This window comes from Ancylobacter vacuolatus, from assembly GCF_030813595.1.
Lineage (GTDB): Bacteria > Pseudomonadota > Alphaproteobacteria > Rhizobiales > Xanthobacteraceae > Ancylobacter > Ancylobacter vacuolatus.
The window spans coordinates 750559-773901 of sequence record NZ_JAUSUH010000002.1 but is presented as its reverse complement, the minus strand read 5'-3'; the positions used below and the strand labels follow the sequence as shown (position 1 = coordinate 773901).

At 69.6% G+C, this 23343-nt stretch carries 18 protein-coding genes; 6 read left to right on the top strand and 12 right to left on the bottom strand.

All coding sequences use genetic code 11. The features are described from left to right. Positions 1-163 precede the first annotated feature (163 nt). Positions 164-1174, top strand: coding sequence for a polyphosphate kinase 2 (ppk2, locus tag J2S76_RS07585; RefSeq protein WP_307059033.1), 1011 nt, complete (start codon positions 164-166; stop codon positions 1172-1174). Positions 1175-1191: 17 nt separating this feature from the next. After that, the gene (locus tag J2S76_RS07580) at positions 1192-1797 is read left to right on the top strand and encodes a hypothetical protein (RefSeq protein WP_307059031.1); all 606 of its coding nucleotides are present in this window, start codon (positions 1192-1194) and stop codon (positions 1795-1797) included. Positions 1798-1819: 22 nt separating this feature from the next. Here J2S76_RS07580 and J2S76_RS07575 read toward each other — a convergent pair whose 3' ends face one another. Next, positions 1820-2893, bottom strand: a complete 1074-nt coding sequence (locus tag J2S76_RS07575; protein WP_307059029.1) for a putative bifunctional lysylphosphatidylglycerol flippase/synthetase — start codon at positions 2891-2893, stop codon at positions 1820-1822. A gap of 200 nt (positions 2894-3093) precedes the next feature. Continuing rightward, entirely contained in the window at positions 3094-4977 is a 1884-nt protein-coding gene (locus J2S76_RS07570; protein ID WP_307059027.1) for a potassium transporter Kup, read from the bottom strand. A gap of 574 nt (positions 4978-5551) precedes the next feature. Here J2S76_RS07570 and J2S76_RS07565 point away from each other — a divergent pair. Then, positions 5552-6250 carry a TetR/AcrR family transcriptional regulator gene (locus tag J2S76_RS07565; RefSeq protein WP_307059025.1) on the top strand — a complete coding sequence of 233 codons (699 nt, stop codon included), beginning with the start codon at positions 5552-5554 and terminating at the stop codon, positions 6248-6250. Between the two features lie 170 nt (positions 6251-6420). On the opposite strand, the gene J2S76_RS07560 is transcribed toward J2S76_RS07565, so the two are convergent. The 7 genes from J2S76_RS07560 to J2S76_RS07530 all read right to left on the bottom strand — a co-directional run bounded on the left by J2S76_RS07560 (position 6421) and on the right by J2S76_RS07530 (position 16429). Next, on the bottom strand, positions 6421-7494 hold the full coding sequence (locus tag J2S76_RS07560; RefSeq protein ID WP_307059023.1) for a hypothetical protein: 1074 nt from the start codon (positions 7492-7494) through the stop codon (positions 6421-6423). 275 nt (positions 7495-7769) lie between these two features. After that, positions 7770-9134: a M16 family metallopeptidase gene (locus tag J2S76_RS07555; RefSeq protein ID WP_307059021.1), complete on the bottom strand. Its 1365-nt coding sequence runs from the start codon at positions 9132-9134 to the stop codon at positions 7770-7772. Continuing rightward, a complete protein-coding gene (locus J2S76_RS07550; protein WP_307059019.1) occupies positions 9131-10522 on the bottom strand; it encodes a M16 family metallopeptidase in 1392 nt (463 codons plus the stop codon). The genes J2S76_RS07555 and J2S76_RS07550 overlap by 4 nt, the downstream gene beginning before the upstream one ends. 315 nt (positions 10523-10837) lie before the next feature. Next, entirely contained in the window at positions 10838-11518 is a 681-nt protein-coding gene (locus J2S76_RS07545) for a hypothetical protein (RefSeq protein ID WP_307059017.1), read from the bottom strand. An 85-nt stretch (positions 11519-11603) separates the two neighbouring features. Beyond that, the gene (lspA, locus tag J2S76_RS07540; protein ID WP_307059015.1) at positions 11604-12101 is read right to left on the bottom strand and encodes a signal peptidase II; all 498 of its coding nucleotides are present in this window, start codon (positions 12099-12101) and stop codon (positions 11604-11606) included. A 142-nt stretch (positions 12102-12243) separates the two neighbouring features. After that, positions 12244-15315, bottom strand: a complete 3072-nt coding sequence (gene ileS, locus J2S76_RS07535) for an isoleucine--tRNA ligase (protein WP_307059013.1) — start codon at positions 15313-15315, stop codon at positions 12244-12246. Between the two features lie 88 nt (positions 15316-15403). Continuing rightward, the gene (locus J2S76_RS07530) at positions 15404-16429 is read right to left on the bottom strand and encodes a zinc-dependent alcohol dehydrogenase family protein (protein ID WP_307059012.1); all 1026 of its coding nucleotides are present in this window, start codon (positions 16427-16429) and stop codon (positions 15404-15406) included. A 106-nt stretch (positions 16430-16535) separates the two neighbouring features. Here J2S76_RS07530 and J2S76_RS07525 point away from each other — a divergent pair, with 106 nt between their 5' ends. Beyond that, positions 16536-17441, top strand: a complete 906-nt coding sequence (locus J2S76_RS07525; RefSeq protein WP_307059010.1) for a LysR family transcriptional regulator — start codon at positions 16536-16538, stop codon at positions 17439-17441. Positions 17442-17466: 25 nt separating this feature from the next. Here the strand turns inward: J2S76_RS07525 and J2S76_RS07520 are convergent, their stop codons facing one another. The 3 genes from J2S76_RS07520 to J2S76_RS07510 all read right to left on the bottom strand — a co-directional run bounded on the left by J2S76_RS07520 (position 17467) and on the right by J2S76_RS07510 (position 20320). Further along, positions 17467-18429 (bottom strand): bifunctional riboflavin kinase/FAD synthetase, encoded by a 963-nt coding sequence (locus J2S76_RS07520; RefSeq protein ID WP_307059008.1) that lies wholly within the window; start codon positions 18427-18429, stop codon positions 17467-17469. A gap of 113 nt (positions 18430-18542) precedes the next feature. Next, positions 18543-19421: a TIGR01459 family HAD-type hydrolase gene (locus J2S76_RS07515; protein ID WP_307059006.1), complete on the bottom strand. Its 879-nt coding sequence runs from the start codon at positions 19419-19421 to the stop codon at positions 18543-18545. A gap of 83 nt (positions 19422-19504) precedes the next feature. Further along, the gene (locus tag J2S76_RS07510) at positions 19505-20320 is read right to left on the bottom strand and encodes a Crp/Fnr family transcriptional regulator (RefSeq protein WP_307059004.1); all 816 of its coding nucleotides are present in this window, start codon (positions 20318-20320) and stop codon (positions 19505-19507) included. Between the two features lie 245 nt (positions 20321-20565). Between J2S76_RS07510 and J2S76_RS07505 the strand changes: the two genes are divergently transcribed. Both J2S76_RS07505 and J2S76_RS07500 read left to right on the top strand, forming a co-directional pair. Continuing rightward, entirely contained in the window at positions 20566-21669 is a 1104-nt protein-coding gene (locus tag J2S76_RS07505; protein ID WP_370874704.1) for a sensor histidine kinase, read from the top strand. A gap of 237 nt (positions 21670-21906) precedes the next feature. After that, entirely contained in the window at positions 21907-23241 is a 1335-nt protein-coding gene (locus J2S76_RS07500; RefSeq protein WP_307059001.1) for a dihydroorotase, read from the top strand. Positions 23242-23343: the final 102 nt, after the last annotated feature.

Genomic DNA, 23343 nt, shown 5'->3' with positions numbered 1-23343 from the left:
CTTCCTGCCCGACAATCGTGGACGACGTTGCCACCGCCCTTCCAGGCGCGCCGTTGTTTCCTGATATGCTTCTGCCGCGCCTGCCGAAAGGCGAATCGCCTCGCGGCCGAACCTTTTGCAGGTCGGCACGTTGGCTCTTATTGTACAGTTGAAAGGCTTCCATATGACGAAGAAGCCGGCGACGCCAGCGCCCGCCCCCAAGGGGAAAGCCGCGAAGGAAAAAGTCGCCAAGGGCAGTGCCGCCAAGGCAAGTGTCTCCAAGGGCAGCGTCACCACGAGCAACGACGCCACGCCGGAGCCTGGGCGCCGGGAAGCGGAGCTGTCGGCCGCCGTGGCCGCCTTCTCGGTGGAGGCGGCGGAGCTGCCGCCGCTCATCGCCGCGCACGCCTATGGCAGTGGCGGCTACCCCTATAGCGACCGGCCCAAGCGCAAGACCTATGAGAAGGAACTGCGCGCCCTGCAGATCGAGCTGCTGAAGCTGCAGGAATGGGTGAAGGCCCAGCGCGAGCGGGTGGTGATCGTCTTCGAGGGGCGCGATGCCGCCGGCAAGGGCGGCACCATCCACCGCCTGACGCAGCACCTCAACCCGCGCTTCGTGCATGTCGTCGCGCTCGACAAGCCGACCGAGGTGGAAGCCGGGCAATGGTATTTCCAACGCTACATCGCCCATCTGCCGCGCCGGGGTGAAATCGCGGTGTTCGACCGCTCCTGGTACAACCGCGCCGTCGTCGAACCGGTGATGGGCTTCTGCACCCCGGCGGAAAGCGCGCATTTTCTCACCCAGGTGCCGATTTTCGAGAAGATGCTGCGGGATGACGGCATCAGGCTGTTCAAGATCTGGCTCGACATCGGGCGTGAAATGCAGCTGCTGCGCCTGCATGAGCGCCATCAGGACCCGCTCAAGCGCTGGAAGCTTTCGCCGGTCGATCTCGCCGCGCCCGCGCGTTGGGACGCCATCGCCGAGGCGCGCGACACGATGATCGAGGCGAGCCAGGCCCCGGTCCCGTGGTCGGTGGTCCTGGCCAATGACAAAATGCGGGCGCGAATCGGGGTCATTCGTCAAATCCTCGCCCAAATCCCGTATGAGGGCAGGGATGATGGCGCCGTCGGGATTCCCGACCCGGCCATCGTGCTCGATGGGCGCGCCTTTCTCGGCCGTCGCCCCGCTCGATGAATCGCGAAGGGATCCGAATGCGCCGCTGTGGGATCGTCAGCCTGATGCTGGGCATCGGCATGTCGTTCGACATTGCCGGTCTCGCCGCCGAACCCATGCCGGCGCCCGCCGCCGACTATCGTGCCAAGGCGCGCGCGGCGCAGGGCGTGGAGATGAGCGTGGCGCATCACCAGGGGCAGCTGCGCGTCGAGGTCGCCACGGGCAACCTGCCCAACGGCATGGTCAGCCTGATCGACCTCAACCGGCACGGCATGGTGGTGCTGATGGACGTGCCCGGCATGGACCGCATCGCCGTCGAGATGGACATGCCGCCCGGCTTCGGCTTTTCCGACGCCAACCGGCAGGGCACCCGCACCGGCACCGGCGAGGCGCTGGGAGAGGCGTGCGAGCTGTGGCGCTTCGAGGCCAAGGCCCTGAACCAGCCGGTGGAGAGCTGCATCACCGCCGACGGCATCGTGCTCAGGACCACCACCTCGATGGGCGGCAAGCCGCTGGTGCTGTTCGAGGTCACGGAACTCACGCGCGGCCCGCAGGACCCGGCGCAGTTCACCCTGCCCAAGGGCATGAAGGCGCGCAAACTGCCGCCCAGCATGCGCAGCCTGATGCCCGAGCTCATCCGCTGAGCGGAGCAGGTCGTCCCCGGCTTCAGCCGGCGGCGCGGCGGCGTTCGGGCTTGCTGGAGCTGTCGTCCGGCTCGATCACCGGCAGGGCGGCCAGCGGGTCGACCGAGAGGCCCCTTGTGGCGGCGATCCGGCGGCGGCTCATCATCAGCTCGCGGCTGCCCATCAGGATCAGCGCGATGGCGAAGGGCGTCACATAATAGAGCAGGCGCAGCAGCAGCAGCGCGCCCAGCAGCGGCTCGGTCTCGAACTGCGGCAGCGCCACCAGCATCGCCGCATCGAACACGCCGAGGCCGCCCGGCGCATGGCTGGCGAAGCCGAGCAGGGTGGCGGAGATGAACACCACGCCGAGCGCGATCGGGTCGATATAGGGCTGCTGCGGCATCAGCACATACATGGCGGCGGCGCAGAAAGAGAGATCGATGATGCCGATCACGATCTGCAGCAGGGTGAGCTTCCAGCCCGGCAGCGTGACAGTCCAGTGCCCCTTGCCGACGCCGATGCGGCGCGGCTTGAGCCCGACCCAGACGACATAGGCGGCAAGGCCGCCGAGCAGGGCGAGCCCGATCAGCCGGTTCACCCAGGGCGGCAGATGATCGACCGCGCTGGCGGCCCAGGGCTCGATGGTGATGCCGAGGCCGAGAATGGCGATGTTGCCGAGCCAGAAGGTGAGCCCGGTGATGAAGCACAGCTTGGCCACATCCACCGCGCCGAGCCCGTGGGCGGAATAGATGCGGTAGCGCACCGTGCCGCCGGTGAAGGCGGAGAAGCCGATATTGTGGCCGATGGAATAGGAGGTGAAGGAGGCCAGCGCCGCGACCCGGTAGGGCACCTGCGGCTTGCCGATGGTGCGCAGGGCGAACCAGTCATAGAAGGTGAGGGTGAAATAGGCCCCCGCCACGAACAGCGCCGCCACCCCGATGCGCCAGAGCTCGGTGCCGGAGATCGCTTCCAGCACTTCGCCCGGCCGGATATGGCGCAGCATCTCGTAGAGAACGAAAACGGCGATGCCGATGATGACCAGGCTCGCGACCAGACCGAGCGTGTGCCAGCCGAGCCGCGCGCGCAGCCAGCCGGGAATCAGCTTCAGTCCGTTCATTGCGTGCCTGTCCCCGCTGTTATGCCAGTGTGCCGGGCACCCCTAGCAGACCCGGCCGGCTTGCGAAACACGTTCAGCAAACCGGCGGCGCATTAACGCACCCGCTCCGTTGCGTCGATTCTCGCGCCTGTCTGACGCCAGATGGCGGCGCGGGTGCGACGACACAATGACAGTCACGCCGGCGTGAACCGGTTCTTCGGCTAGAGCCGGACCGGGTAGCCAATCTCGATGGTGCGCGGGCGCGGCAGGCCGAAGCGGTCGACCGAACGCTCCGCGTTGCGGGCGAGAAAGGCGAAGATGTGGGCGAGAACGTCGCGCACGCCGAGAATGTCGTCGGGCGGCATCACCCGCTCGTGACCGATGACATAGACCGCTTCGTCGGGATCGATGCCCTGGGCGTAGAGGGCGGGGCCGAGCACGGCCGGAACGTCGATCTGCTGCATATAGCCGAAGCGCACATCGACGCGCAGATGGGCGGGGTCGAGCGGCAGGACGCGCACCCGCTCGTCCACCGGCACGCGCGGGCGCGAGGCGATCCACACCGAGACGATGACGGCGCGGGTGAACTGCACATTGAGCAGTTCCGACAGGCGCCCCAGCGCCACCGGCGTGACGGCGGCGCCGCGCGAGAGGAAGATGGCGGTGCGCGGGCTCACCGCGCAGCCGGGCGGGCGGCCCTTGGCGACGAACTCGTCCAGCGGCTGGGTGAACCGGCGCTGCTGGATGCCGAGCCCTTCGAGGCCACGGCGCCACGACACCATGATGACCAGCACCAGCGCGGCGATGGTCACCGGCAGCCAGCCGCCATCGTGCAGCTTGGTGAGGTTGGCGGCCGCAAAGGACAGGTCGATCACCGCCAGCCCGCCGGCAAGGCCGACCAGCGCCGGCCAGGGCCAGTGCCAGCGCCGGCGCACATGGGCGACGAACAGGATGGTGGTCGAGACCATCGCCATCGCCACGGCGATGCCATAGGCGGAGGCCAGCCGGTCGGATGAGCCGAAGGACACCACGATGGCGGCGCAGGCCGTCATCATGATCCAGTTCAGCCGGCCGACATAGATGTGCTGGTCATTGTGCTCGCTGGTGTAGCGGATCCGCATCGGCGGCAGGTAGCCGAGCTCGATGGCCTGCTTGGCCAGCGAGAACACGCCGGTGATGATGGCCTGCGAGGCGATCACCGTCGCCAGCGTGGCGAGGATGAGCAGCGGCACCTCGAACATGTCGGGCGCCAGATCGTAGAACGGGTTGCGCACCGAGTCGCGGTGCACCAGCACATGGGCGCCCTGGCCGTAATAGTTGAGCAGCAGGGCCGGCATGGCGACGATGAGCCAGGCGCGGGTGATGACCGGCCGGCCGAAATGGCCGAGATCGGCATAGAGCGCCTCGCCGCCGGTTATCGCCAGGAAGGTGGCGCCGAGAATGGCGCCGGCGAGCAGCGGATGGTCGGCCAGGATGGCGATGCCATGGCGCGGATCGAACGCTGCCAGCACCTGCGGCGCCTGGACGATGCCATGCAGGCCGAGCGCGGCCAGCGAGAGGAACCAGACCAGCATCACCGGGCCGTAGAAGGCACCGATGCGCTCGGTGCCGGCGCGCTGCGAGATGAAGACGAGCAGGATCACCAGCACCGTGGCCGCCACGATCCAGTGGTCGAGCGCGGGGGCGATCACCTCCAGCCCTTCAATGGCCGACAGCACCGAGATGGCCGGGGTCAGCACGCCATCGCCGATCAGCATCGCGGCGCCGACCAGGCCGGCCACCAGCAGGAACAGCCGCTTGCCATTGGCCGAGCGCTGCAGGTCGAGCAGCGTGACCAGGGCAAGGATGCCGCCCTCGCCGTCATTGTCCGCCCGCAGCACCAGCGTGACGTATTTGAGCGTGATGGAGAGGATGATGGCCCAGGTGATCAGCGACAGCAGGCCGAACACGTCGGCATCGGAGATCGCCGGGCCACCTACCGCGTTGAGCCCCTGCTTGAAGGCATAGAGCGGACTGGTGCCGATATCGCCGAACACCACCCCCAGCGCCGCCATCTCGGCAGCGAAGGGAATCGTCCGGCGTCCCGTGGGGCGACGCTCAGCCATGGGACCCCCGCTCGCCGCACGCGCCATCCCGGCACGGGCCGGGAAGGGAGTGGCCTGCAGGACCCGGCCGGCCGGCGCTGTGCACGCCGGCGGGACGGGAGATCAAGGGAGAAGACGCGACGGGAGGGTGCATGAGGGCCGGATGTGCGCAGAGCAATGCCGTGGCATCGGGGGGCGTTGCAGCAATACTCTGCCGCGCCCCTTGCGCCAAGCGCTCTCTCGGGGTCGCAGCGGGCGCATCGGCGCCTAAGGCCACGCGAATGTGAAGACGCCCCGGACGATCGATCGGGCGGGCCGATCGGGATGAGGGAGGGGGATTGGGGGGCGGTTTAATCCCCCTCCCTCTACCAGCGGGCCCGTGTTGTCCAAAGGCTTGCGGGCTCCTTGGGACCAGATCCGCTGGCGCGTCTGGATCATTAAACGGTTCATCGCTCGCGATCAACGTCGACCGAACCGTTCGGTCAATATGTTTGAGCGCCCGTCCGGAGCCGTCTGCCACATTGCTTAAAGCCGCCCGGCGCTTCAAAATGCTGTTGTGAAGAAGTCATAATTGCTCCTCCCGATCAGATTGTTCATGGCCTCATTACCGGACTTCGCCCATCAACGGATCGAGCGCCGGACGGCCGGTGGACGGCACGCCGAGCCGGGGCGCACGGAAACGGCCGCCGGCCCCGCCTCCCCCAAGCACGACCAGATCCTGCGCGGGGCCCGGGAGGTGTTCCTCGCCTCGGGCTTCGACGGCGCCAGTATGGGCGAAATCGCCCGCGCCGCCGGCGTCTCGAAGGGCACGCTGTACGTCTATTTCGATTCGAAGGAGAACCTGTTCACCGCCCTGGTGACGGATGAATGCAAGCGCACGGCCGAGGCTTGTTTCGACCTCGATCCCGAGGGTCCCACCGAGCAGACGCTGCGCGCGCTCGCCTGCCGCTATGTCCACGCCATGCTGGAGCCCGGCCATATCCGCACCGTCCGCATGGTGATCGGCGTCGCCGAGAAGCTGCCCGAGATCGGCCGCGCCTTCCTGCAGGCGGGGCAGGAAGCCGGTGTCGCCCGGCTGTCCGACTGGCTGCGCGCCAAGATCGCGCAGGGCGAATTCGTCATCGAGGATGTCGAGATGGCCGCCTGGCAGTTCATGCTGGGCTGCCAGGGCAAGCTCGTCATACCGATGATCTTCGGCGACAATGCCCACCCGGACGCCGCGATGATCCGCAATGTGGTGGACCAGACGGTGCGCTCCTTCCTCAGCGCCTTCGCCAGCACGAAGCCGGCCTAGGCGCCCTTGCCTGCGCCGGTCCACGCCGTTGAGAGCACGGCGTCGGAAGCAAGTCGTCGAGAACACCCGCCGACATGCCGGCACCGCCTGCGGCGCGCAGGCCGCGCGCGTCTCTCGCCAAAGGGCGATCCACCGATCCGGCTGATTCAGCCTGACCGGTGCACCATCCTCTATTGCGAGAACCCCCCGGTGGAGGGGGCCGGGGCGCCGATCCACTGGGTGTCGCTGTTGTTCGGGGCGGGCGCGCTGGCGGCCGGCGCGGTCGCTGCGGGAGCGGTGGCCGCCGGCGCCGGGGTGGCGGGGGCGGTCTGCACGGTGGAGGTCGGCGCCGAAGGGCTGGTGCGCGGCGCGGCGCTGGCGGCCGGCGCGACGGTGGGCGAGATCTGGCGCGGCGTGGCGGTGGGCGCGGGCGTCACCACCGGGGTCGCGCGCGGCGCCGCCGTGGCGGCGGGGGCCGGGCGCGGCGCCTGCTGGGCCTGCGGCTGGGCGCGCGGCGTGGCCGGACGCGCCCGCGTGGGCTTCTCTTCCTTGCCCTGCGGATCGAAGCCGACATAGACGACATAGCGCTCGGAGAGGCCGGGCGTCGGGCGCGGGAAGTTCACGTCATCCGCCACCAGGCCGAAATCGACCTGCATGACGCCCGGGCCGACTTCCACCGGCACGGCATAGAACTTGGTCCACACCGATTTCGGCGCCGGCCCTTCCTCGACCACGGCGAGGCGGATCGGCACGGTGAGCTTGCCCGGGCCGCCCTTGGGGCCGAGCAGCACCCGGCCCTGAATGCCGATACGCATGTTCATGTCGGGGGCGGAGAAGCGGCATTCGCGCGAGAACTGGCCGAGCGTCGCCTGGTAGCGCACGCCGCCATCGGAGGGTTCCGTCACCTGCCAGGCCGCCGCGCCGGCCCGCACCTGGATCGGCGGGCAGGTGAATTCGGAAAGATCGGGATTGCCTGCTGCGACCGCCGCCGTGCCGGCGCCCACCGCGCCGCCCGCCGCCGCGCTGCCGCCGGTTGGGGCCACGGTGGTGGTCTGCATGGTCGAGCCGAAGATGCCCTGGTCGCCGGCATTGCCGGAGCCCATCGGGCCCTCATTGCCGTCGCCGCCGCCAATGCCGTTGCCGGCGCAGCCCGCCAGCAGCAAGGCGAGCGCCGGGAGGGCAAGCCAATGGTGGGCACGCCCCCTGTGCGTCCGCCCGCGCCTGACCCCACCGGCCGGCCCGTTCACCTGTTCGGCGTTCACCACGTTCCGGCTCCCAACGTCCCCGATACCCATACGCATACTCCCCGCCGTGGCGGCTGGATGGGCCCCGGCGCCTTCCCCCGCAGCGCCGGATGGCCGATGTGCTTGATCCATACGTTCCCGGACGCTCTTATAGCAGGGGATCGCCGACAGGGAACATGCCCTGACGCCCTCCCGTCAAGCGTCCGCACAGGCGCGGGGGGCGCAAACGCCCGGCCCGCTGCCGCCGTCACTGCTGTTGCCCGCCACTTGGCGCGGCCGCCCGCGCCGGCCGGCCGTCACTGGGTCAGCCCCTCGGGCTTGCCCACCAGGCTGAACAACAGCGCGGGATGCTCATTGAGCCGGGCCGCGACCCGCTTCACGTCGTCCAGCGTCACCTGCGCCACCAGCTGGTTGCGGATGTCGATATAGTCGATGCCGAGATTGTCGATCTGGATCTGCAGCAGCTGCGAGGCGACCTTGGCCGAGCTGTCGAAGCGCAGGGCGAAGGAGCCGATGAGGTAGCTCTTGGCATCCTCCAGCTCCTCCTCGCTCGGGCCGACGGTGAGCAGGCGCTGATATTCCGAGCGGATCAGCTCGGCACTCTCGCCAGCGCGCTCGTTCTTGGTCGCGGTGCCGCCGAGGATCAGCGCCGTATGGTCGAGCGGGGCGAGATGGCTGTAGACCGAATAGGCCAGCCCGCGCTTCTCGCGCACTTCGCTGAACAGGCGCGAGGAAAAGGCCGAGCCGCCGAAAATATGGTTGAGCACGAAGGCGGGGATGAAGTCCGGGTCGTCGCGCTTGAGGCCGATGCCGCCGAAGACGATGGAAGTCTGCGGCACGTCGAGCGTCTTCACCACATCGGTGCCGAGGCCCTGCGGCTCCACATCCGCCACCGGGGTCAGCTGGGCCTTGGCCGGCAGGGCGCCGAACATGGCGTCGAGCGCCGGGCCGAGCTTCTCCGCCGTGATGTCGCCGACCACGGCGATCTTCAGATTGTCGCGCGCCAAGGTGCGGCCGACAAAGGCCTTGAGGTCGTCGCGGCTGATGGTGGGCACGCTTTCCAGCGTGCCGGCCACCGGGCGGCCATAGGGATGGCCAGGGAAGGCGGCGGCCGACCAGCCCAGACTCGCCAGCGATGAAGGGTCGTTCAGCCGCCGGCGCAGCTGGGCCAGCTGGCCCTGGCGGATGCGCTCCACCGCCTCGTCGTCGAAGCGCGGCGCGTTCACCGCCAGCGCCATCAGCGCGAAGGCATCATCGACATTTTCCGAAAGGGTGCGCAGCGAGCCGCCGAGGCTGTCGCGCGAGGCATCGAAGCGCAGCTCGATCGCCTTCTCCGCCATCCGGTCCTGGAAGGCGCGGGAATCGAGATCGCCGGCGCCCTCGTCCAGCAGTGAGGAGGTCAGGCTGGCGACGCCGGGCTTTTCCGTGGGGTCCTGCGCCGCGCCGCCAAGAAAGGCAATCTCCATCGCCACCAGCGGCAGGGTGGTGTCGTGCACCAGCCAGGCCTCGATGCCGCCCGGGCTGATCACCCGCTGGATGCGCGTGGTCTCGGACTGGGCGAGGGAGGCGGGGGCGAGGGCGATGGTCATGAGGGTGGCCGCGGCGAGGGACAGGAGGGAACGGGAAAGGCCGGCGCGCCGCGGGGTGGCGGCGCCGGTCATGAGCGGTCCTCCGCCGGGGCCGCCTTGTCGGTGCCCGGCTCGGGCAAAGCGGCGGCGGGGGCGGGCTTGACCTGCAGCAGCTGGCTGGTCACGGCGCGGGCCGGCACCAGCCAGCGGCGGGCGGCATCGCGCACCTGCTCGGCGGTCACGGCCTTGACCAGATCGGGCCAGATCTTCACGTCCTGCGCGGTGGAGCCGGTGGCGAGCGCGGCGCCATAGATGCGCGCCAGCGTCGCCTGGTTGTCCTGGGCATAGATCGCCTCGGCCACCAGCCGCGTCTTGGCGCGCTCCAGCTCCGCCGGGTCCGGACCATCCTTGGCGAGGGCGGCGATGGTCTCGTCCAGCGCGGTCTCCAGCGCCTCCATCGTCACTTCCGGGCGGGGGGTGACAGAGAGGCCGAAACGGGTGTCGTCGAGCGCGGTGGATTGATACCAGGCCCCGGCATTGGCGGCGACGGCCTTGTCGGCCACCAGCGTGCGGTAGAGCCGGCCGGTCGAACCGCCGCCCAGCACCTGGGACAGCACGTCAAGCGCGGCGCTCTCCTGCTTGTCGCCTTTATAGGACGGCACGAGATAGCTGCGCGACAGGCTCGGCTGGCCGACGCGCCCATCCGCCAGAACCAGGCGGCGCTCGGCGCGCGGCGACGGCTCCTGCGGGCGGACCCGCTCGGCGGTCTCGGCGCGCCGTTCCACCTTGCCATAGGTGTCCTCGGCGAGCTTCTTCACCTCTTCCGGCTGGACATCGCCGGCCACCACGAGGATGGCGTTGTTGGGGGTGTAGAAGCGGCGGTAGAAGTCGAGCGCGTCCTGCCGGTTCAGCTGGCGGATCTCGTCTTCCCAGCCGATGATCGGGTGGCCATAGGGGTGGTTGACGAACATCGCCGCCTGCGCCGCCTCGGAGAGCTGCGAGGCCGGGTCGTTGTCGGTGCGCATGCGGCGCTCTTCCAGCACCACGTCGCGCTCGGGCAGCACCACCTCGTCGGTGAGCACGAGGCCGGTCATGCGGTCGGCCTCGAAGCCCATCACGGTGGCGAGGTTCTGCTTGGCCACGCGCTGGAAATAGGCCGTGTAGTCCTGCGAGGTGAAGGCGTTTTCCTGCCCGCCGAGCTTGGCCACCACCTGCGAGAACTCGCCCGCCGGGTGGGTGGCGGTGCCCTTGAACATCAGATGTTCGAGGAAATGGGCGATGCCGGACTTGCCCGGCTGCTCGTCGGCCGAACCGACGCGGTACCACACCATATGGGTGACGACGGGCGCGCGATGGTCGGGCACCACCACCACCTGCAGGCCGTTGCCCAGGGTGAATTCCGACACTTCGGTAGCTTCGGCGCGCGAGGGGGCCGTGGCGAGGCCGGCGGCGGCGCCGGCCAGCAGCATCAGAGCGGGCATGATTCTTCCAGTCACAGCTTCATCCGTTTCGGCGACCGCCCGGGGGGCGCCGGGGGCGCACGGCCCGGAATCGGGCCGCGCAGGGCGGGGAACGCCACCAATGTAGCGACGAAGCGTGCGCGGCGCGACGCGCGGCCGGTATGCTTCACCGCGAAGTGAGAGGCCCGCGGCGGTGGCAAGTCACACATCGATGCGACGCATCGATGGCGAGCTTCCAAGGCGAGCTTCCAAGTCGCATCCAAGTCGCGCTTCCAAGCGCCTTGCCGGCGGGCCGTCCATGGCGTCGGCGCGCGGGCGCCGCGCGCCGTCAGGCGGTCACTTGTTCTGCTGGGTGCGGTCGAACCAGCTCGGCATCTTCCAGTCCTTGTCTTCCGGACGATCCGACACCACGCCATATTTGGCGCCGGGGGCGGGCGTCTGGTAGCCGGGCGGCGGCTGGACCAGCGATTCACGGTCCGGCTCGCCCTCGAACGGGACCGCCTGGTCCTTCTTCTTGTCCCAGCCGAAGAAGTCGAGCTGGTTCAGCGACAGGCGGTTATCGTCATTGGTGCGCTGGTTCTTGAAGCCGGAACCCGTCACCTTGCCGGACTTGTAGCCCTTTTCGAGCTGCGCCGGGGTGAGCGAGCGCCCGCCCGTGGTGCCGTCGCGGGCGACCGATTCCCACGCCTCGGACCAGTCGGTCTTTTCCGACTGCGCGCGGACCACCGCGTCATGGTCCTTCGGCCAGGCCGGGTTCTGCGAGATAGCGGCGGCGTCGCGCGGCGGCGGCAGGACGTCGCCGGTCGGCGGCACCACCAGCGGGGCGCGCTCGCGATAGTCGATTTGCGGCGGCGGCGGCGCCACCAGGCCGAGGCCGGTCAGCAGCTGGCCGGTAAAGTTCATTTCCGGCGGGTCGTCGGCGGCAAAAACCGGCGCGACGCCGAAAGCGCCCGCCATCGTGCAGACCATGGCGCCCCGCAGAAGCGCGGCGCGGGTGGCATGAACTCGTTTCGTCATCCGGTCGTCTCCTGCCGGTCGGGTGAGGCGGGCGAGATGCCGCCCCCGCGCGACCGCTCAAGCGTGCGGAAGATCCGATCTCACCTCAGGGCGGCGATTTTGCGGCGCCCCCGAAGAAAGAAGCATACAAAAGCACGCCCACCCCGGCAACAATGGCGACATCGGAGAGGTTGAACACGTACCAGTAGAAGCCGAAAGCGTGCAGCGAGATGAAGTCGAACACCGCGCCATAGGCCGCGCGGTCGATGGCATTGCCGAGCGCGCCGCCGATCAGCAGCCCCAGCGCCGCCGCTTCCAGCCGGTTGTCGATGCGCGCCAGCCAGAGCCAGAACAGCAGGGCGGCCGCCACTTTCAGCCCGCCGAGCAGCCACCAGCCCTCCGCCCCCAGCGAGAACAGGCCGTAGCTGATGCCGGTGTTCCACGCCCAGACGATGTCGAGAAAGGGCGCCACGTTCACGATGCCGTCAGGGCCGAAATCGACCCCGCCCAGCACGGCGAGCTTGGACGCCTGGTCGGCGACCAGCGCGGCCAGCGCGAAGGCGCCGCCATAAAGGGTGAACGGGCCGGCGAGGCGCAGCTTCATGAAGGTTCTGCCAGACCCGTCATCCCACAGACGCGGCACGCGCGCGCCGGGATGGCGTTGAGATCGAAACGGCCTCCCCCGCCGGCACGCGCCCCCGGACCCGGCCTCGCGGCCGTTCCGGGATGACGTACAATCGGATCCCTCATTCCGCCGCCCGCCGGGCCTGCGCCCGTTCGCGCAGCGCCATGGCATCGCGCGGGGTCACGTCGGGATAGTCCGCATCCGTCCCCACCAGCGGCGAGATCTTCCACGAACGGGCGCATTTGTGTCCGACCGCCCGGTTCGGCACCACCGCCACGCCTGGCACGTCCGGCAGGCGGAAGGCGTCCTTCGGGCCCTCGTCGGGCATCAGATGCGCGTCGGAGGTGATGCACACTTCCGCGAGGTCCACCGCGCTCACCGCCGCGAACAGGTTCGGGTCGGACACATGCACCACCGGCGCCGCTTCCAGGCTGGAGCCGATGCGCTTGGCCGCGCGCTCCACTTCCAACGCACCAAGCACCACGCGCCGCACCTGGCGGATCTTGCGCCACTCATCGGCCAGCGTGTCGTCGCGCCACTTCGACGGTGTCTGCGGGAAGGTTTCCAGATGCACCGAGCCGGTCTCGGAGGGGAAGCGCGCCAGCCAGGTTTCCTCCGCCGTGAAGGGCAGGATCGGCGCCAGCCACACCACCAGCCGCGCGAACACCTCGTCCAGCACGGTCAGGCACGCCCGCCGCGTCACCGAGGAGATCGGGTCGCAATAGAGCGAGTCCTTGCGCACGTCGAAATAGAAGGCCGACAATTCGCTGGTCATGAAGGCGGTCAGCGCCGCGTTCACCCGCTTGAAGTCGAAGGCGGCATAGGCCTCGCGCACCGTGGTGTCGAGCTCGGCCAGACGGTGCAGCACCATGCGCTCCAGCGCCGGCATGTCGGCATAGGCGACGCGCTCGGCCTCGCGGTAATGGTGCAGCGAGCCCAGCAGCCAGCGCAGCGTGTTGCGCAGCTTGCGGTAGGTCTCGACCGTGGTCTTCAGGATTTCCGGCCCGATGCGCAGATCGTCGGAATAGTCGGAGGCGCACACCCACAGGCGCAGAATGTCGGCGCCGGAATTCTTGATCACCTCTTGCGGGGCGACCACGTTGCCGACCGATTTCGACATTTTGCGGCCCTGCTCGTCGAGCACGAAGCCATGCGTCAGCACCACGTCATAGGGCGGGCGCCCGCGCGTGCCACAGCTCTCCAGCAGCGAGGAGTGGAACCAGCCGCGATGCTGGTCCGAGCCTTCGAGGTACATCACCCGGTCCGGCCCGCCGGCAAAGGCGCGGTTGGCCTTGAGGTCGTCGCGCACTTCCAGCGTGAAGGCGTGGGTGGAGCCTGAATCGAACCACACGTCGAGAATGTCGTCGACCTTGGTCCATTCATTGGAACTGTAGTCGGTGCCGAGGAAGCGCTGGGCCGCGCCCGCCTGGTACCAGGCGTCGGCGCCCTCGGCCGCGAAAGCCTCGGCGATGCGGGCATTCACCCGCTCGTCGCGCAGGATCTCGACCGTGCCGTCGCCCTTGTCCTTGACGAAGACGGCGATCGGCACGCCCCAGGCGCGCTGGCGCGAGACCACCCAGTCCGGCCGGTTCTCGATCATGCCGGTGATGCGGTTCTGGCCGGAGGCCGGCACCCACTGCACCTTGGCGATGCCGTCGAGCGCGCGCGCTCGCAGCGTGTCGCCTTGCGTCGAGGAACCGTCCGCCGCCGCGATGTCCTTGTCCATCGCGATGAACCATTGCGGCGTGTTGCGGAAGATGATCGGCGCCTTGGAGCGCCAGCTGTGCGGGTACTGGTGCTTCAGCCGCCCGCGCGCCAGCAGCTTGTCGGCGCCCATCAGCGCCTTGATGACAGCGTCATTGGCGTCGCCGTCTTTGCCCTTGTCGTCCATCACCCGGGCGCCGGCGAACAGCGGCACATGGTCGTAATAGCGCCCGTCCGGGCCGACCGTGTGCGGCACCTCGCCCAGATGGGCGGACATGAACAGGTTGAAGTCGTCGGCGCCGTGGCCGGGGGCGATATGGACGAAGCCGGTGCCGGTGTCATCGGTGACGAAGTCGCCGGGCACGACGGGAACGCGGAAGTCGAAATAGCCCTGCGCGCCCTCCACGCCATTCAGCGGATGGGCGCAGACGAGATGCGTCGGGTCGACCTCGCGGTGGCGCTCGTAAGCCGTGACGCGGGCGGCCTTGAACACCTCTTCCGCCAGCTTGTCGGCCAGAATGAAATGCTCGCCGACCTTGGCCCAATTGTCGTGCGGGGCTTCCGTCACCTCATAGACCGCATAGGTCACGTTGGGCGAGAAGGCGATGGCGCGGTTGCCGGGGATGGTCCAGGGCGTGGTCGTCCAGATGACGACGCACGCGCCCTCATAGGAGGGGAAGAGGTGGATGTCGGCCGCCTCGTCCGCCGGCTCCAGCCCCTTGGGCAGGCCGCCGGCCGTGGCCGCGCTCTTGCGATAGCCGGTGACGGGGAACTTGACGAAGATCGTCGTCGACTGGTGGTCGTGATACTCGACCTCCGCCTCGGCCAGCGCGGTGCGCTCGACCACCGACCACATGACCGGCTTGGAGCCGCGATAGAGCAGGCCGTTGCCGGCGAATTTCACGATCTCGCGGGCGATCTGCGCTTCCGCGTCATAGCTCATCGTCACATAGGGGTGCGACCAGTCGCCCTCGACGCCGAGCCGCTTGAACTCGGCGCGCTGCACGTCGACCCAGCCTTCGGCAAAGGTCCGGCATTCCTGGCGGAACTCGACGACCGGCACCTCGTCCTTGTTCTTGCCGCGCGCGCGGTACTGTTCCTCGATCTTCCATTCGATCGGCAGGCCGTGGCAGTCCCAGCCCGGCACATAGTTGGAATCATGGCCGAGCGCACCTTGAGAGCGCACCACCACGTCCTTCAGGATCTTGTTGAGCGCGTGGCCGATATGGATGTTGCCATTGGCATAGGGCGGACCGTCATGCAGCACGAAGCGCGGGCGACCTTCGCCGGCCTTGCGCTGCTGGCCGTAAAGATCGATCCGCTCCCAGCGCGCGAGCAGCTCCGGCTCGCGCTGCGGCAGGCCCGCGCGCATGGGAAACTCGGTCTGCGGCAGGAACAGGGTGGCGGAATAATCGTGCGCCGTCCCCTCGCCGGCCGGCTCCCCGGCGGGCTCATTCCCAGTGCGACCATCGCTGTTGCGGCTCGTCATGACGCGCTCCTTGCCTTCGCGCCCGGTTTAAGCGCAGCGCCGGGCGCGTGCAAGGGAGGGCGGCACGCAAGGGGAGAGCCCGCCGCGCTCAGCCGGGCGTGACCACGATCTTGCCGAAGGCGCCGCGCTCCAGATGGTCGAGCGCCGCCGGCAGGTCCTCGAAGCCATAGCGGGCATCGATGACCGGCTTCAGCCCCGTCGCGTCGACCGCCCGCACCAGATCCTCCAGCGACCGGCGATGACCGACGCCGATGCCGTTGAGTGTGAGCTGCTTGAGCATCAGCGGGCCGAGCGGCAGGCTGGCATCAAAGCCCTCGATGATGCCGATCTGGGCAATGCGCCCCCCGATCGCCGCCACCTCCACCGCCCGGCCGAGCGCGGCGCCGCCGGCCAGCGCCAGCACATGGTCGGCGCCATAGCCAGAGGTGGCCGCCCGTACCGCCGCCACCCAGTCGCCCTTGGTGCGGTCGATGGCGATATCGGCGCCCAGCTCACGGGTGCGCTCCAGCTTGGCGGCACTGCCGGAGACGACGATGGTGCGCGCGCCGTGTGCCCGGGCAAGGGCGAGGCCGAACAGGGCGACCCCGCCCGTGCCCTCCACCAGCACGGTGTCGCCCGCCTTGAGCCCGCCGCGCTCGACGAGGCCGAACCAGGCGGTGAGCCCGGCACAGGGCAGGGTGCTGGCCTCCTCGGCGTTAAGGCTGCGCGGGGCGTGCACCAGCCAGGCCTGCGGCAGCGCCACATACTCCGCCAGCACGCCGGGATAGGCGCCGCCCAGCGCCTCATAGGGCAGTCGCGCGGAATCGCCGCCCGGCAGCCCGTCGATCCAGTCGGGAAAGAAGGTGGAGATCACCTTGTCGCCGACGGCAAGGCGCGTGGCCCCCTCCCCCACCGCCACCACCGTGCCGGCAAGGTCCGAGCCGGGGGTGAAGGGAAAGGCGAGCGGCGCGCCCATGCCATCGGCGATCACCCGCGTGTCGCGGAAATTGAGCGCCACCGCCGCGACCTTCACCAGCACCTCGCCCGCGCCGGGGCGCGGCACCGGCACCTGCCGCATGGCCAGCGCCGGCCGGCCATAGCTGTCCATTTCCCAGCGTCGCATCCGATCGTTCATCCGCAGTCTCCCTGGCGGCATCTGAAAGCGGATGGACATTACCGTTGAAGGTGAAGCGCCAGTTGCGATAGGTTTTCCCGACATTGCCGCCCATGAGGCACCAATCATGAACGACATTCTGGCCGGCATCGACGTCTTCGTCGCCGCGGTGGAGACCGGCAGCTTCGCCGCCGCCGCCGAACGGGTGGGGCTGACCCGCTCGGCGGTGGCCAAAACCATTGCGCGGCTGGAGACGCGGCTGGCCGTGCGGCTGTTTCACCGCACCACCCGCCGGCAGAGCCTCACGGCGGATGGGCAGGCCTATTATGAGCGCTGCGTGCGGGCGCTGGAGGAGCTGCGCGCCGGGCGCGCGACGCTCGAATCAGGCCAGCGCGAGGCGGTGGGGCGGCTGCGTGTCGCCGCGCCGCTGCTTTTCGGGCGGCGCTGCGTCGCCCCGGTGCTGGCGCGGCTCACCGCCCGCCATCCCCGGCTCGAGATCGATCTCGCTCTGTCCGACCGGCTGGTGGATGTGGCGGAGGACGGCTACGACCTCGCCATCCGCAATGGCGACCCTGGTGGGGGCGGCGGGCTGATGACCCGCACACTGGGCCTGCAACGCATGACGGTGTGCGCGGCGCCGGCCTATCTCGCCGCCCATGGCACGCCCGACAGCCTCGACGACCTCGCCCGCCATCACGCCGTGACCTATGCCCGGGACGGCCGGGTGCGGGCGTGGCACTTTCCCCGGGCCGGCGGGCCGCCCAGGGTGGCAACGCCTCCGAGCCGGCTGCGCATGGATGATCTCGACGCCCTCGCCGATGCGGCCGAAGCCGGCCACGGCCTGGCGTGGCTGCCCTGCTGGCTGATCCGCGACCGGGTGAGCGCCGGCACGCTGGTGCCGCTGCTGGCGCAGGTGCCTCCCCTCGTCTTTTCAACGCAGGCGCTGTGGCCGGCCACGACGCATCTGCCGCTGAAGACCCGCCTCGCCCTCGACGCGCTGGCCGCCGAGCTGCCCGGCAGCGCCGAACTCTAAAGGGGTCTCGGGTGGGGCGCGGCCGCTAGACCGCCACCCGCTCGAGCGCCACCCGCGCCCGCACGCTGTCGAGGTCCATCTGCGCGATCAGCGCCTCGATGCCGTCGAATTTCAGCTCGGGCCGCAGCCAGGCATGGAAGGCGACGGGCAGCACGCGGCCATAAAGGTCGCCGGCATAATCGAACACGAAGGTTTCCAGCCGCGGCGCGCCGTCGTCAAAGGTCGGGCGGCGGCCGAAGCTCGCCACGCCCTTGTGGCGCACGTCGTCGATCTCCACCGTCACCGCATAGATGCCGTGCGCCAGCGTCACCGCCGGGTCGAGCCGCATATTCGCGGTGGGGTAGCCGAGCTCCCGCCCGCGCTTGTCGCCGTGGATCACCTCCGCCGCGATCTCGAACGGCGCCCCCAGCATGTGGGCGGCCTGCTCGACGCGGCCCTGCGCCAGCGCGGCACGGATGACGCTGGAGGAAATCTGCGCGCCCTCGTCCAGCAGCGGCGCGACGATCTCCACCCCGAAGCCATGCCGCTTGCCGGCCTCGCGCAGAAACAGCGGCGAGCCGCCGCGCCCCTTGCCGAAGTGGAAATCGTAGCCGGCCACCACCATGGAGACGCCGAGCCGCCCGACCAGGATGTCGGCGACGAAGTCCTCCGCCTCGCGCCCGGCCATGGCGGCGTCGAAGGCCAGCACTACCGCGCCGTCGAGCCCGGTCTCGCAAAGCCGCTTCAGCTTCATCGGCTCCGGGGTGAGGCGGAAGATCGGCTCGGACGGGCGGAAAAACGCGCGCGGATGCGGCTCGAACGTCACCGCCAGCGCCGGCTTGCCCAGCGAGCGGGCCTGGTCGATGGCGGTGCCGATCACCGCCCGGTGGCCGCGATGCACGCCGTCGAAATTGCCGATGGCCACCACCGGGACGGCAAGGCCCGCCGGCAGCGCGTCGTCCTTGCGCAGGACGGGAAAGGGATGCGGGGCGGCGGCGGCGTGGGTCATGTCAGCGCTACGCAACGGGAAGGCCGCCCGGGGAACGGCGGGCCGGCAAGGAAGAGGCCTGTTAAGTGGCCCCGTCCCGGCCCGGCGTCAATCCGGGGGCGTGCGCTTGCGCGCTACCAGGCGAGGCGCGTCGTCACGGCGGCCGGGCGGCCCGGCCCGTCGGCCAGAAGCCGGGCGAGCGCGCGCGGATCCACCTCGGCGCCCTGTTCGAGGCCCAGCTCGCCGGCATGGATGCCGGCCGCCACGAACAGGCAGTCGACGCCATGGCCGAGCGCGCCGGCCAGGTCCGTGCGCAGCGCGTCGCCGATGGCGAGGGTGCGCGCCTTCTCCACCGGAGCGCCGCGCAGCTTTTCGGCGGTGGCGAAGGCGGTCTCGTAGATCGGCCGGTGCGGCTTGCCGCAGAACACCACCTCGCCGCCCAGCTCCGCATAGGCCTCGGCGATGGCGCCGGCGCACCAGATCAGGTCGCCGCCGCGCTCGACCACGATATCCGGGTTGGCGCAGATGAAGGGCAGCCCCCGCGCCCGCGCCGCCGCCAGCGTCTCGGCATAGTCGTCCGGCGTCTCCACGGTGTCGTCGAACAGGCCGGTGCAGACGATCAGCTCCGCCTCCTCGAAGGAAGCGAGGGAGAGGTCGAGGCCCTTATAGATGCCGAGGTCACGCTCAGGGCCGAGATGCCACATTTTCACCCCCGGCCGCCCGGCCAGCAGCGCGGTTGTCACCATTCCCGAGGTGACGATGGCGTCATAGGCGCTGCGCGGAATGCCGAAGCCGTCGAGAATGCGGGCGACGCCTTCCGGCTCGCGCGGGGCGTTGGAGACCAGGATCACCGTGGCGCCGGCCTCGCGGGCGCGCATCAGCGCCTGCGCGGCCGCCTGCGAGCCGAGGACGCCATTATGCAGCACGCCCCACACGTCGCACAGGACGAGGTCGTAGCGGGGCGCTAGCGTGGCGAAGGACGAGACGAGGGGCGGGGTGTTTTCGTGTTCCATGACGGCGCGCATGCCATGCGCGCGCGCGCGGCACAAGGCCCGCCCCGGCAAAGCAGGGCTGCGGGAACTTTTCGGCACCGGCCTCACGGGCGGAAGGAAGGGCCGTTGGTGATGACCATGCCATGGCCGGCGACCTCGTTGGCGCGGGGATAGACGCCGCCGAGCACCTCGTCGAAATGCCGCTTCACCGCCGCGTGGCAGCCGCAGCACAGGGAGCGCAGCCGGTCGGCATCGGTGATGCGGATGCGCCCGCGCAGCGGATCGACCGCGCCGGCCTCCTTCATCTGCCCCAGCACCCGGCTGATATAGGGCCGGCCGACCGCCAGCATGGAAGCCAGCTGCTCCTGGGTAAGGGTCAGCGTTTCGTCGCCGGTGCGGTCATAGGCGGCGAGCAGCCATTTGGCGGTGCGCTGGTCGATAGTATGGGTGGCGTTGCAGGCGACCGACTGGAACACCTGCGCCAGCAGGCAGTCGGCATAGCGGGCGAACAGGTTGCGCAGCGGCGGCGACGTTTCCTTGGCGCGCTCCAGCTCGACGCCGTCGAGCCGCAGCAGCGGGCCTTCCATCTGCACCACGGCGCGGGAAAAGGCCGGCAGCCGGCCCTGGCTGACGATGCCGCCCACCGCGCCCTCGCGGCCGATGCTGGTGATCTCCACCTGCCGGCCGTCCTCCAGCAGCACCATGAAGGACAGCAGCGCCTGCCCGCAGGGAAAATAGACATGGCGCACATCGTCGCCCGGCTCGTAGAGCACGGCGCCGGCCGGCCGGTCGATGCGGCGCAGATGGCCGCGCAGCAGGGCGAAATCGGCCGGGCGCAGAGCCCCCAGCAGATTGTTGCCGCCCGACGAGGTGACGGCAACGCCATGGCCGCCGGCTTCTTCGCTGGTGTCGACGCGCATGAACTTCTCCCCTTTGCCGCGTCAACGCACGGGCCGGCGAAATGTTCACAAGCGGACAGAACTGAGGTGACGAGTTGGGTACAAACAGGCACACTCGCGCACCAGCGGAAATCGCAGCGCTTTGGGGGAGTCCTGTTCGATGTGTGCGACTTCCTTGGCGGGCGATCCGGCGCGGGCAGCTGTTCCCGCGGCGAGCGCCGCCAGCCGGCCTGTTGCGACAGGCACCCTCGGCGCGGCACTTGCCCATGAATGACGGGGTAGCCCGTCAGCGGGACTCGGCAAGCGCCGTCGGGGAGGGCGAATCAGTCACGCAAGGGAGCAGGGGGGGGTCGTTCTTCTGGTCGCTGGTGCGCGCCGCCCAGCCGCTGCGCCGCCATCCCTGGCTGGCCGATGCGGTGGGGGTGGCGATGTTCGCCGTGGCGCTGGTGCTGCGCTTCGCGGTGGATGGCGAGCTGCCGCCCGGCTTTCCCTTCCTCACCTTCTTCCCGGCGGTGATCCTCACCACCTTCTTCTGCGGGCTGCGGCCGGGGATCACCTGCGCGGTGCTGTCCACCTTCGCCGCCTGGTTCTTCTTCATCGGCCCGGCCAACGACATGCGGCTGGACGGCCAGACGCTGCTGGCGCTCGGCTTCTTCGTCGTCATCGCCGCGATCGACATCACGCTGATCCACTTCACCTTCAGCGCCGCCGACCGGCTGCGCACGGAGAAGGAGACGACCGCCCGGCTCTATGAGAACCAGCGCACCATGTTCCAGGAGCTGCAGCACCGCGTCGCCAACAACATGCAGTTCGTCGCCGCCCTGCTCACGCTGCAGAAGCGCAAGGTGGGGCAGGATGCGCGCCAGGCGATCACCGCGCTGGACGAGGCGCGCTCGCGGCTCGACACCATCGCCCGCATCCACCGCCAGCTCTACGCGCCCGAGCGGCTCGATCTGCCGACCGACCAGTATCTGCGCCAGCTGTGCTGCGATCTCGTCACCGCCTCGGGCACGGCCGGCATCACCTCGACGGTGGATGCGCCGAACCTGCCGCTCAGCGTCACCCAGCTCACCACACTGTCCATGCTGGTGGCGGAAATCGTCACCAATTCGCTCAAGCACGCCTTCGTCGAGGCCGATTCCGGCACGATCCTCATCACCGTGCTGCCCGCCGGCCCGGGCCGCTACGAGATGACCATCGCCGATGACGGGCGCGGCCTGCCGCCCGATGCCGACCTCTCGCGCAGCGACGGGCTCGGCTGGCGCATCATCCAGAGCCTGGCCGCCCAGCTCGGCGGCAAGGTGGAGCTGGCCAGCCGGGTGGAACCCAGCCGCGGCACGGCGGTGCGGGTGCAGTTCGCGCTCACCTGAGCGCCGATGGCGCCGTGTCCCGGACACGCCGCGCCTCGCGCGGTGCCGATCCGGGACCCCGCAGAGACGCCGCGCAGCGGCTTCATCCTCCGCGAAGCATACGGCCGAGGATTTTCTCCTGGGTCCCGGCGCCACGCTCCGCCTCCGGCTGCGCGGGGCCGGGACGGGAGGCGTTCACCTCGCCGCCCGATTGGCGTAAGAGCGGACGCAGGCAGCTTCATCACCGGCGGGGACAGCATGACTGAGACTTTCGATCTTCTCCTCAAGGGCGGCACGGTGGTGAACCAGGACGGCACCTCTGCCCGCGATGTCGGCATCCGCGCCGGGCGCATCGCCGGCATCGGATCGTTCGATGCCGCGCAGGCGGGCGAGACGATCGACTGCACCGGCCTGCATCTGCTGCCCGGCGTCATCGACACCCAGGTGCATTTCCGCGAGCCCGGGCTCGACCACAAGGAAGACCTCGAATCCGGCTCGCGTGCCGCCGTCATGGGCGGGGTCACCGGCGTGTTCGAGATGCCGAACACCAACCCGCTCACCACCTCGGCGGAAGCGCTGGAGGACAAGCTGTCCCGCGCCCATCACCGCATGCATTGCGACTTCGCCTTTTTCGTCGGCGGCACGCATGACAATGTGAAGGACCTGCCGGAGCTGGAAATGCTGCCCGGCGTGCCCGGCATCAAGGTGTTCATCGGCTCCTCCACCGGCTCGCTGCTGGTGGCGGACGATCCCGGCGTGCGGGCGATCCTCAAGGTCATCCGCCGCCGCGCGGCCTTCCATTGCGAGGACGAGCCGCGGCTGGAAGAACGCAAGGGCCTGCGGGTTGCCGGCGACGCCTCCTCTCACCCGGTGTGGCGTGACGAGATCGCGGCGCTCACCGCCACCACCCGGCTGGTCAACCTCGCCCGCTCTGAGGGCAAGCGCGTGCATGTGCTGCACGTCACCTCCCAGGAGGAGATCGAGTATCTGCGCGGCCAGAAGGATGTCGCCACCGTCGAGGTGACGCCGCATCACCTCACCATGGACGCTTCCTGGTACGCCTCGCATGGCACGCTGGTGCAGATGAACCCGCCGGTGCGCGAGGCGCGGCACAAGGCGGCGCTGTGGCGCGGCCTGTCCGAGGGCGTCGTCGACGTGCTCGGCTCCGACCATGCCCCGCACACGCTTGAGGAAAAGGCCAAGCCCTACCCGTCGAGCCCCTCGGGGATGACCGGGGTGCAGACGCTGGTGCCCACCATGCTCGACCATGTGAATGCCGGCCGGCTGACGCTGGAGCGCTTCGTCGACCTCTCCAGCGCCGGCCCGGCCCGCATTTTCAACATCGCCACCAAGGGCCGCATCGCGGTCGGCTATGACGCCGACGTCACTATCGTGGACATGAAGCGGCGCCAGACCATCCGCAATGAATGGATCGCCTCCAAGGCCGGCTGGACCCCCTATGACGGGGTGGAAGTGACGGGCTGGCCGGTCGGCACGCTCATTCGCGGCCACCGTGTGATGTGGGAAGGCGAGCTGGTCGCCCCCGCGCAGGGCGAGGCCATCCGCTTCCTGGAGACGCTGGCGAAGGCGTGAGGCCCGTCATCCCGGACGGCGAAGGCCGATCCGGGATCGCAGCGCCGGGCGACGATCCCGGCTCTCCGCTGCGCGTCGGCCGGGATGACGGTGCGGCGGCGC

Excerpts from the sequence above, each read along its gene's own strand:
- ppk2 (WP_307059033.1), top strand. The coding sequence starts at position 164 with ATGACGAAGAAGCCGGCGACGCCAGCGCCCGCCCCCAAGGGGAAAGCC.
- J2S76_RS07580 (WP_307059031.1), top strand. The coding sequence starts at position 1,192 with ATGCGCCGCTGTGGGATCGTCAGCCTGATGCTGGGCATCGGCATGTCG.
- J2S76_RS07575 (WP_307059029.1), bottom strand. The coding sequence starts at position 2,893 with ATGAACGGACTGAAGCTGATTCCCGGCTGGCTGCGCGCGCGGCTCGGC.
- J2S76_RS07570 (WP_307059027.1), bottom strand. The coding sequence starts at position 4,977 with ATGGCTGAGCGTCGCCCCACGGGACGCCGGACGATTCCCTTCGCTGCC.
- J2S76_RS07565 (WP_307059025.1), top strand. The coding sequence starts at position 5,552 with ATGGCCTCATTACCGGACTTCGCCCATCAACGGATCGAGCGCCGGACG.
- J2S76_RS07555 (WP_307059021.1), bottom strand. The coding sequence starts at position 9,134 with ATGACCGGCGCCGCCACCCCGCGGCGCGCCGGCCTTTCCCGTTCCCTC.
- J2S76_RS07550 (WP_307059019.1), bottom strand. The coding sequence starts at position 10,522 with ATGCCCGCTCTGATGCTGCTGGCCGGCGCCGCCGCCGGCCTCGCCACG.
- J2S76_RS07545 (WP_307059017.1), bottom strand. The coding sequence starts at position 11,518 with ATGACGAAACGAGTTCATGCCACCCGCGCCGCGCTTCTGCGGGGCGCC.
- lspA (WP_307059015.1), bottom strand. The coding sequence starts at position 12,101 with ATGAAGCTGCGCCTCGCCGGCCCGTTCACCCTTTATGGCGGCGCCTTC.
- ileS (WP_307059013.1), bottom strand. The coding sequence starts at position 15,315 with ATGACGAGCCGCAACAGCGATGGTCGCACTGGGAATGAGCCCGCCGGG.
- J2S76_RS07530 (WP_307059012.1), bottom strand. The coding sequence starts at position 16,429 with ATGAACGATCGGATGCGACGCTGGGAAATGGACAGCTATGGCCGGCCG.
- J2S76_RS07525 (WP_307059010.1), top strand. The coding sequence starts at position 16,536 with ATGAACGACATTCTGGCCGGCATCGACGTCTTCGTCGCCGCGGTGGAG.
- J2S76_RS07520 (WP_307059008.1), bottom strand. The coding sequence starts at position 18,429 with ATGACCCACGCCGCCGCCGCCCCGCATCCCTTTCCCGTCCTGCGCAAG.
- J2S76_RS07515 (WP_307059006.1), bottom strand. The coding sequence starts at position 19,421 with ATGGAACACGAAAACACCCCGCCCCTCGTCTCGTCCTTCGCCACGCTA.
- J2S76_RS07510 (WP_307059004.1), bottom strand. The coding sequence starts at position 20,320 with ATGCGCGTCGACACCAGCGAAGAAGCCGGCGGCCATGGCGTTGCCGTC.
- J2S76_RS07505 (WP_370874704.1), top strand. The coding sequence starts at position 20,566 with ATGAATGACGGGGTAGCCCGTCAGCGGGACTCGGCAAGCGCCGTCGGG.
- J2S76_RS07500 (WP_307059001.1), top strand. The coding sequence starts at position 21,907 with ATGACTGAGACTTTCGATCTTCTCCTCAAGGGCGGCACGGTGGTGAAC.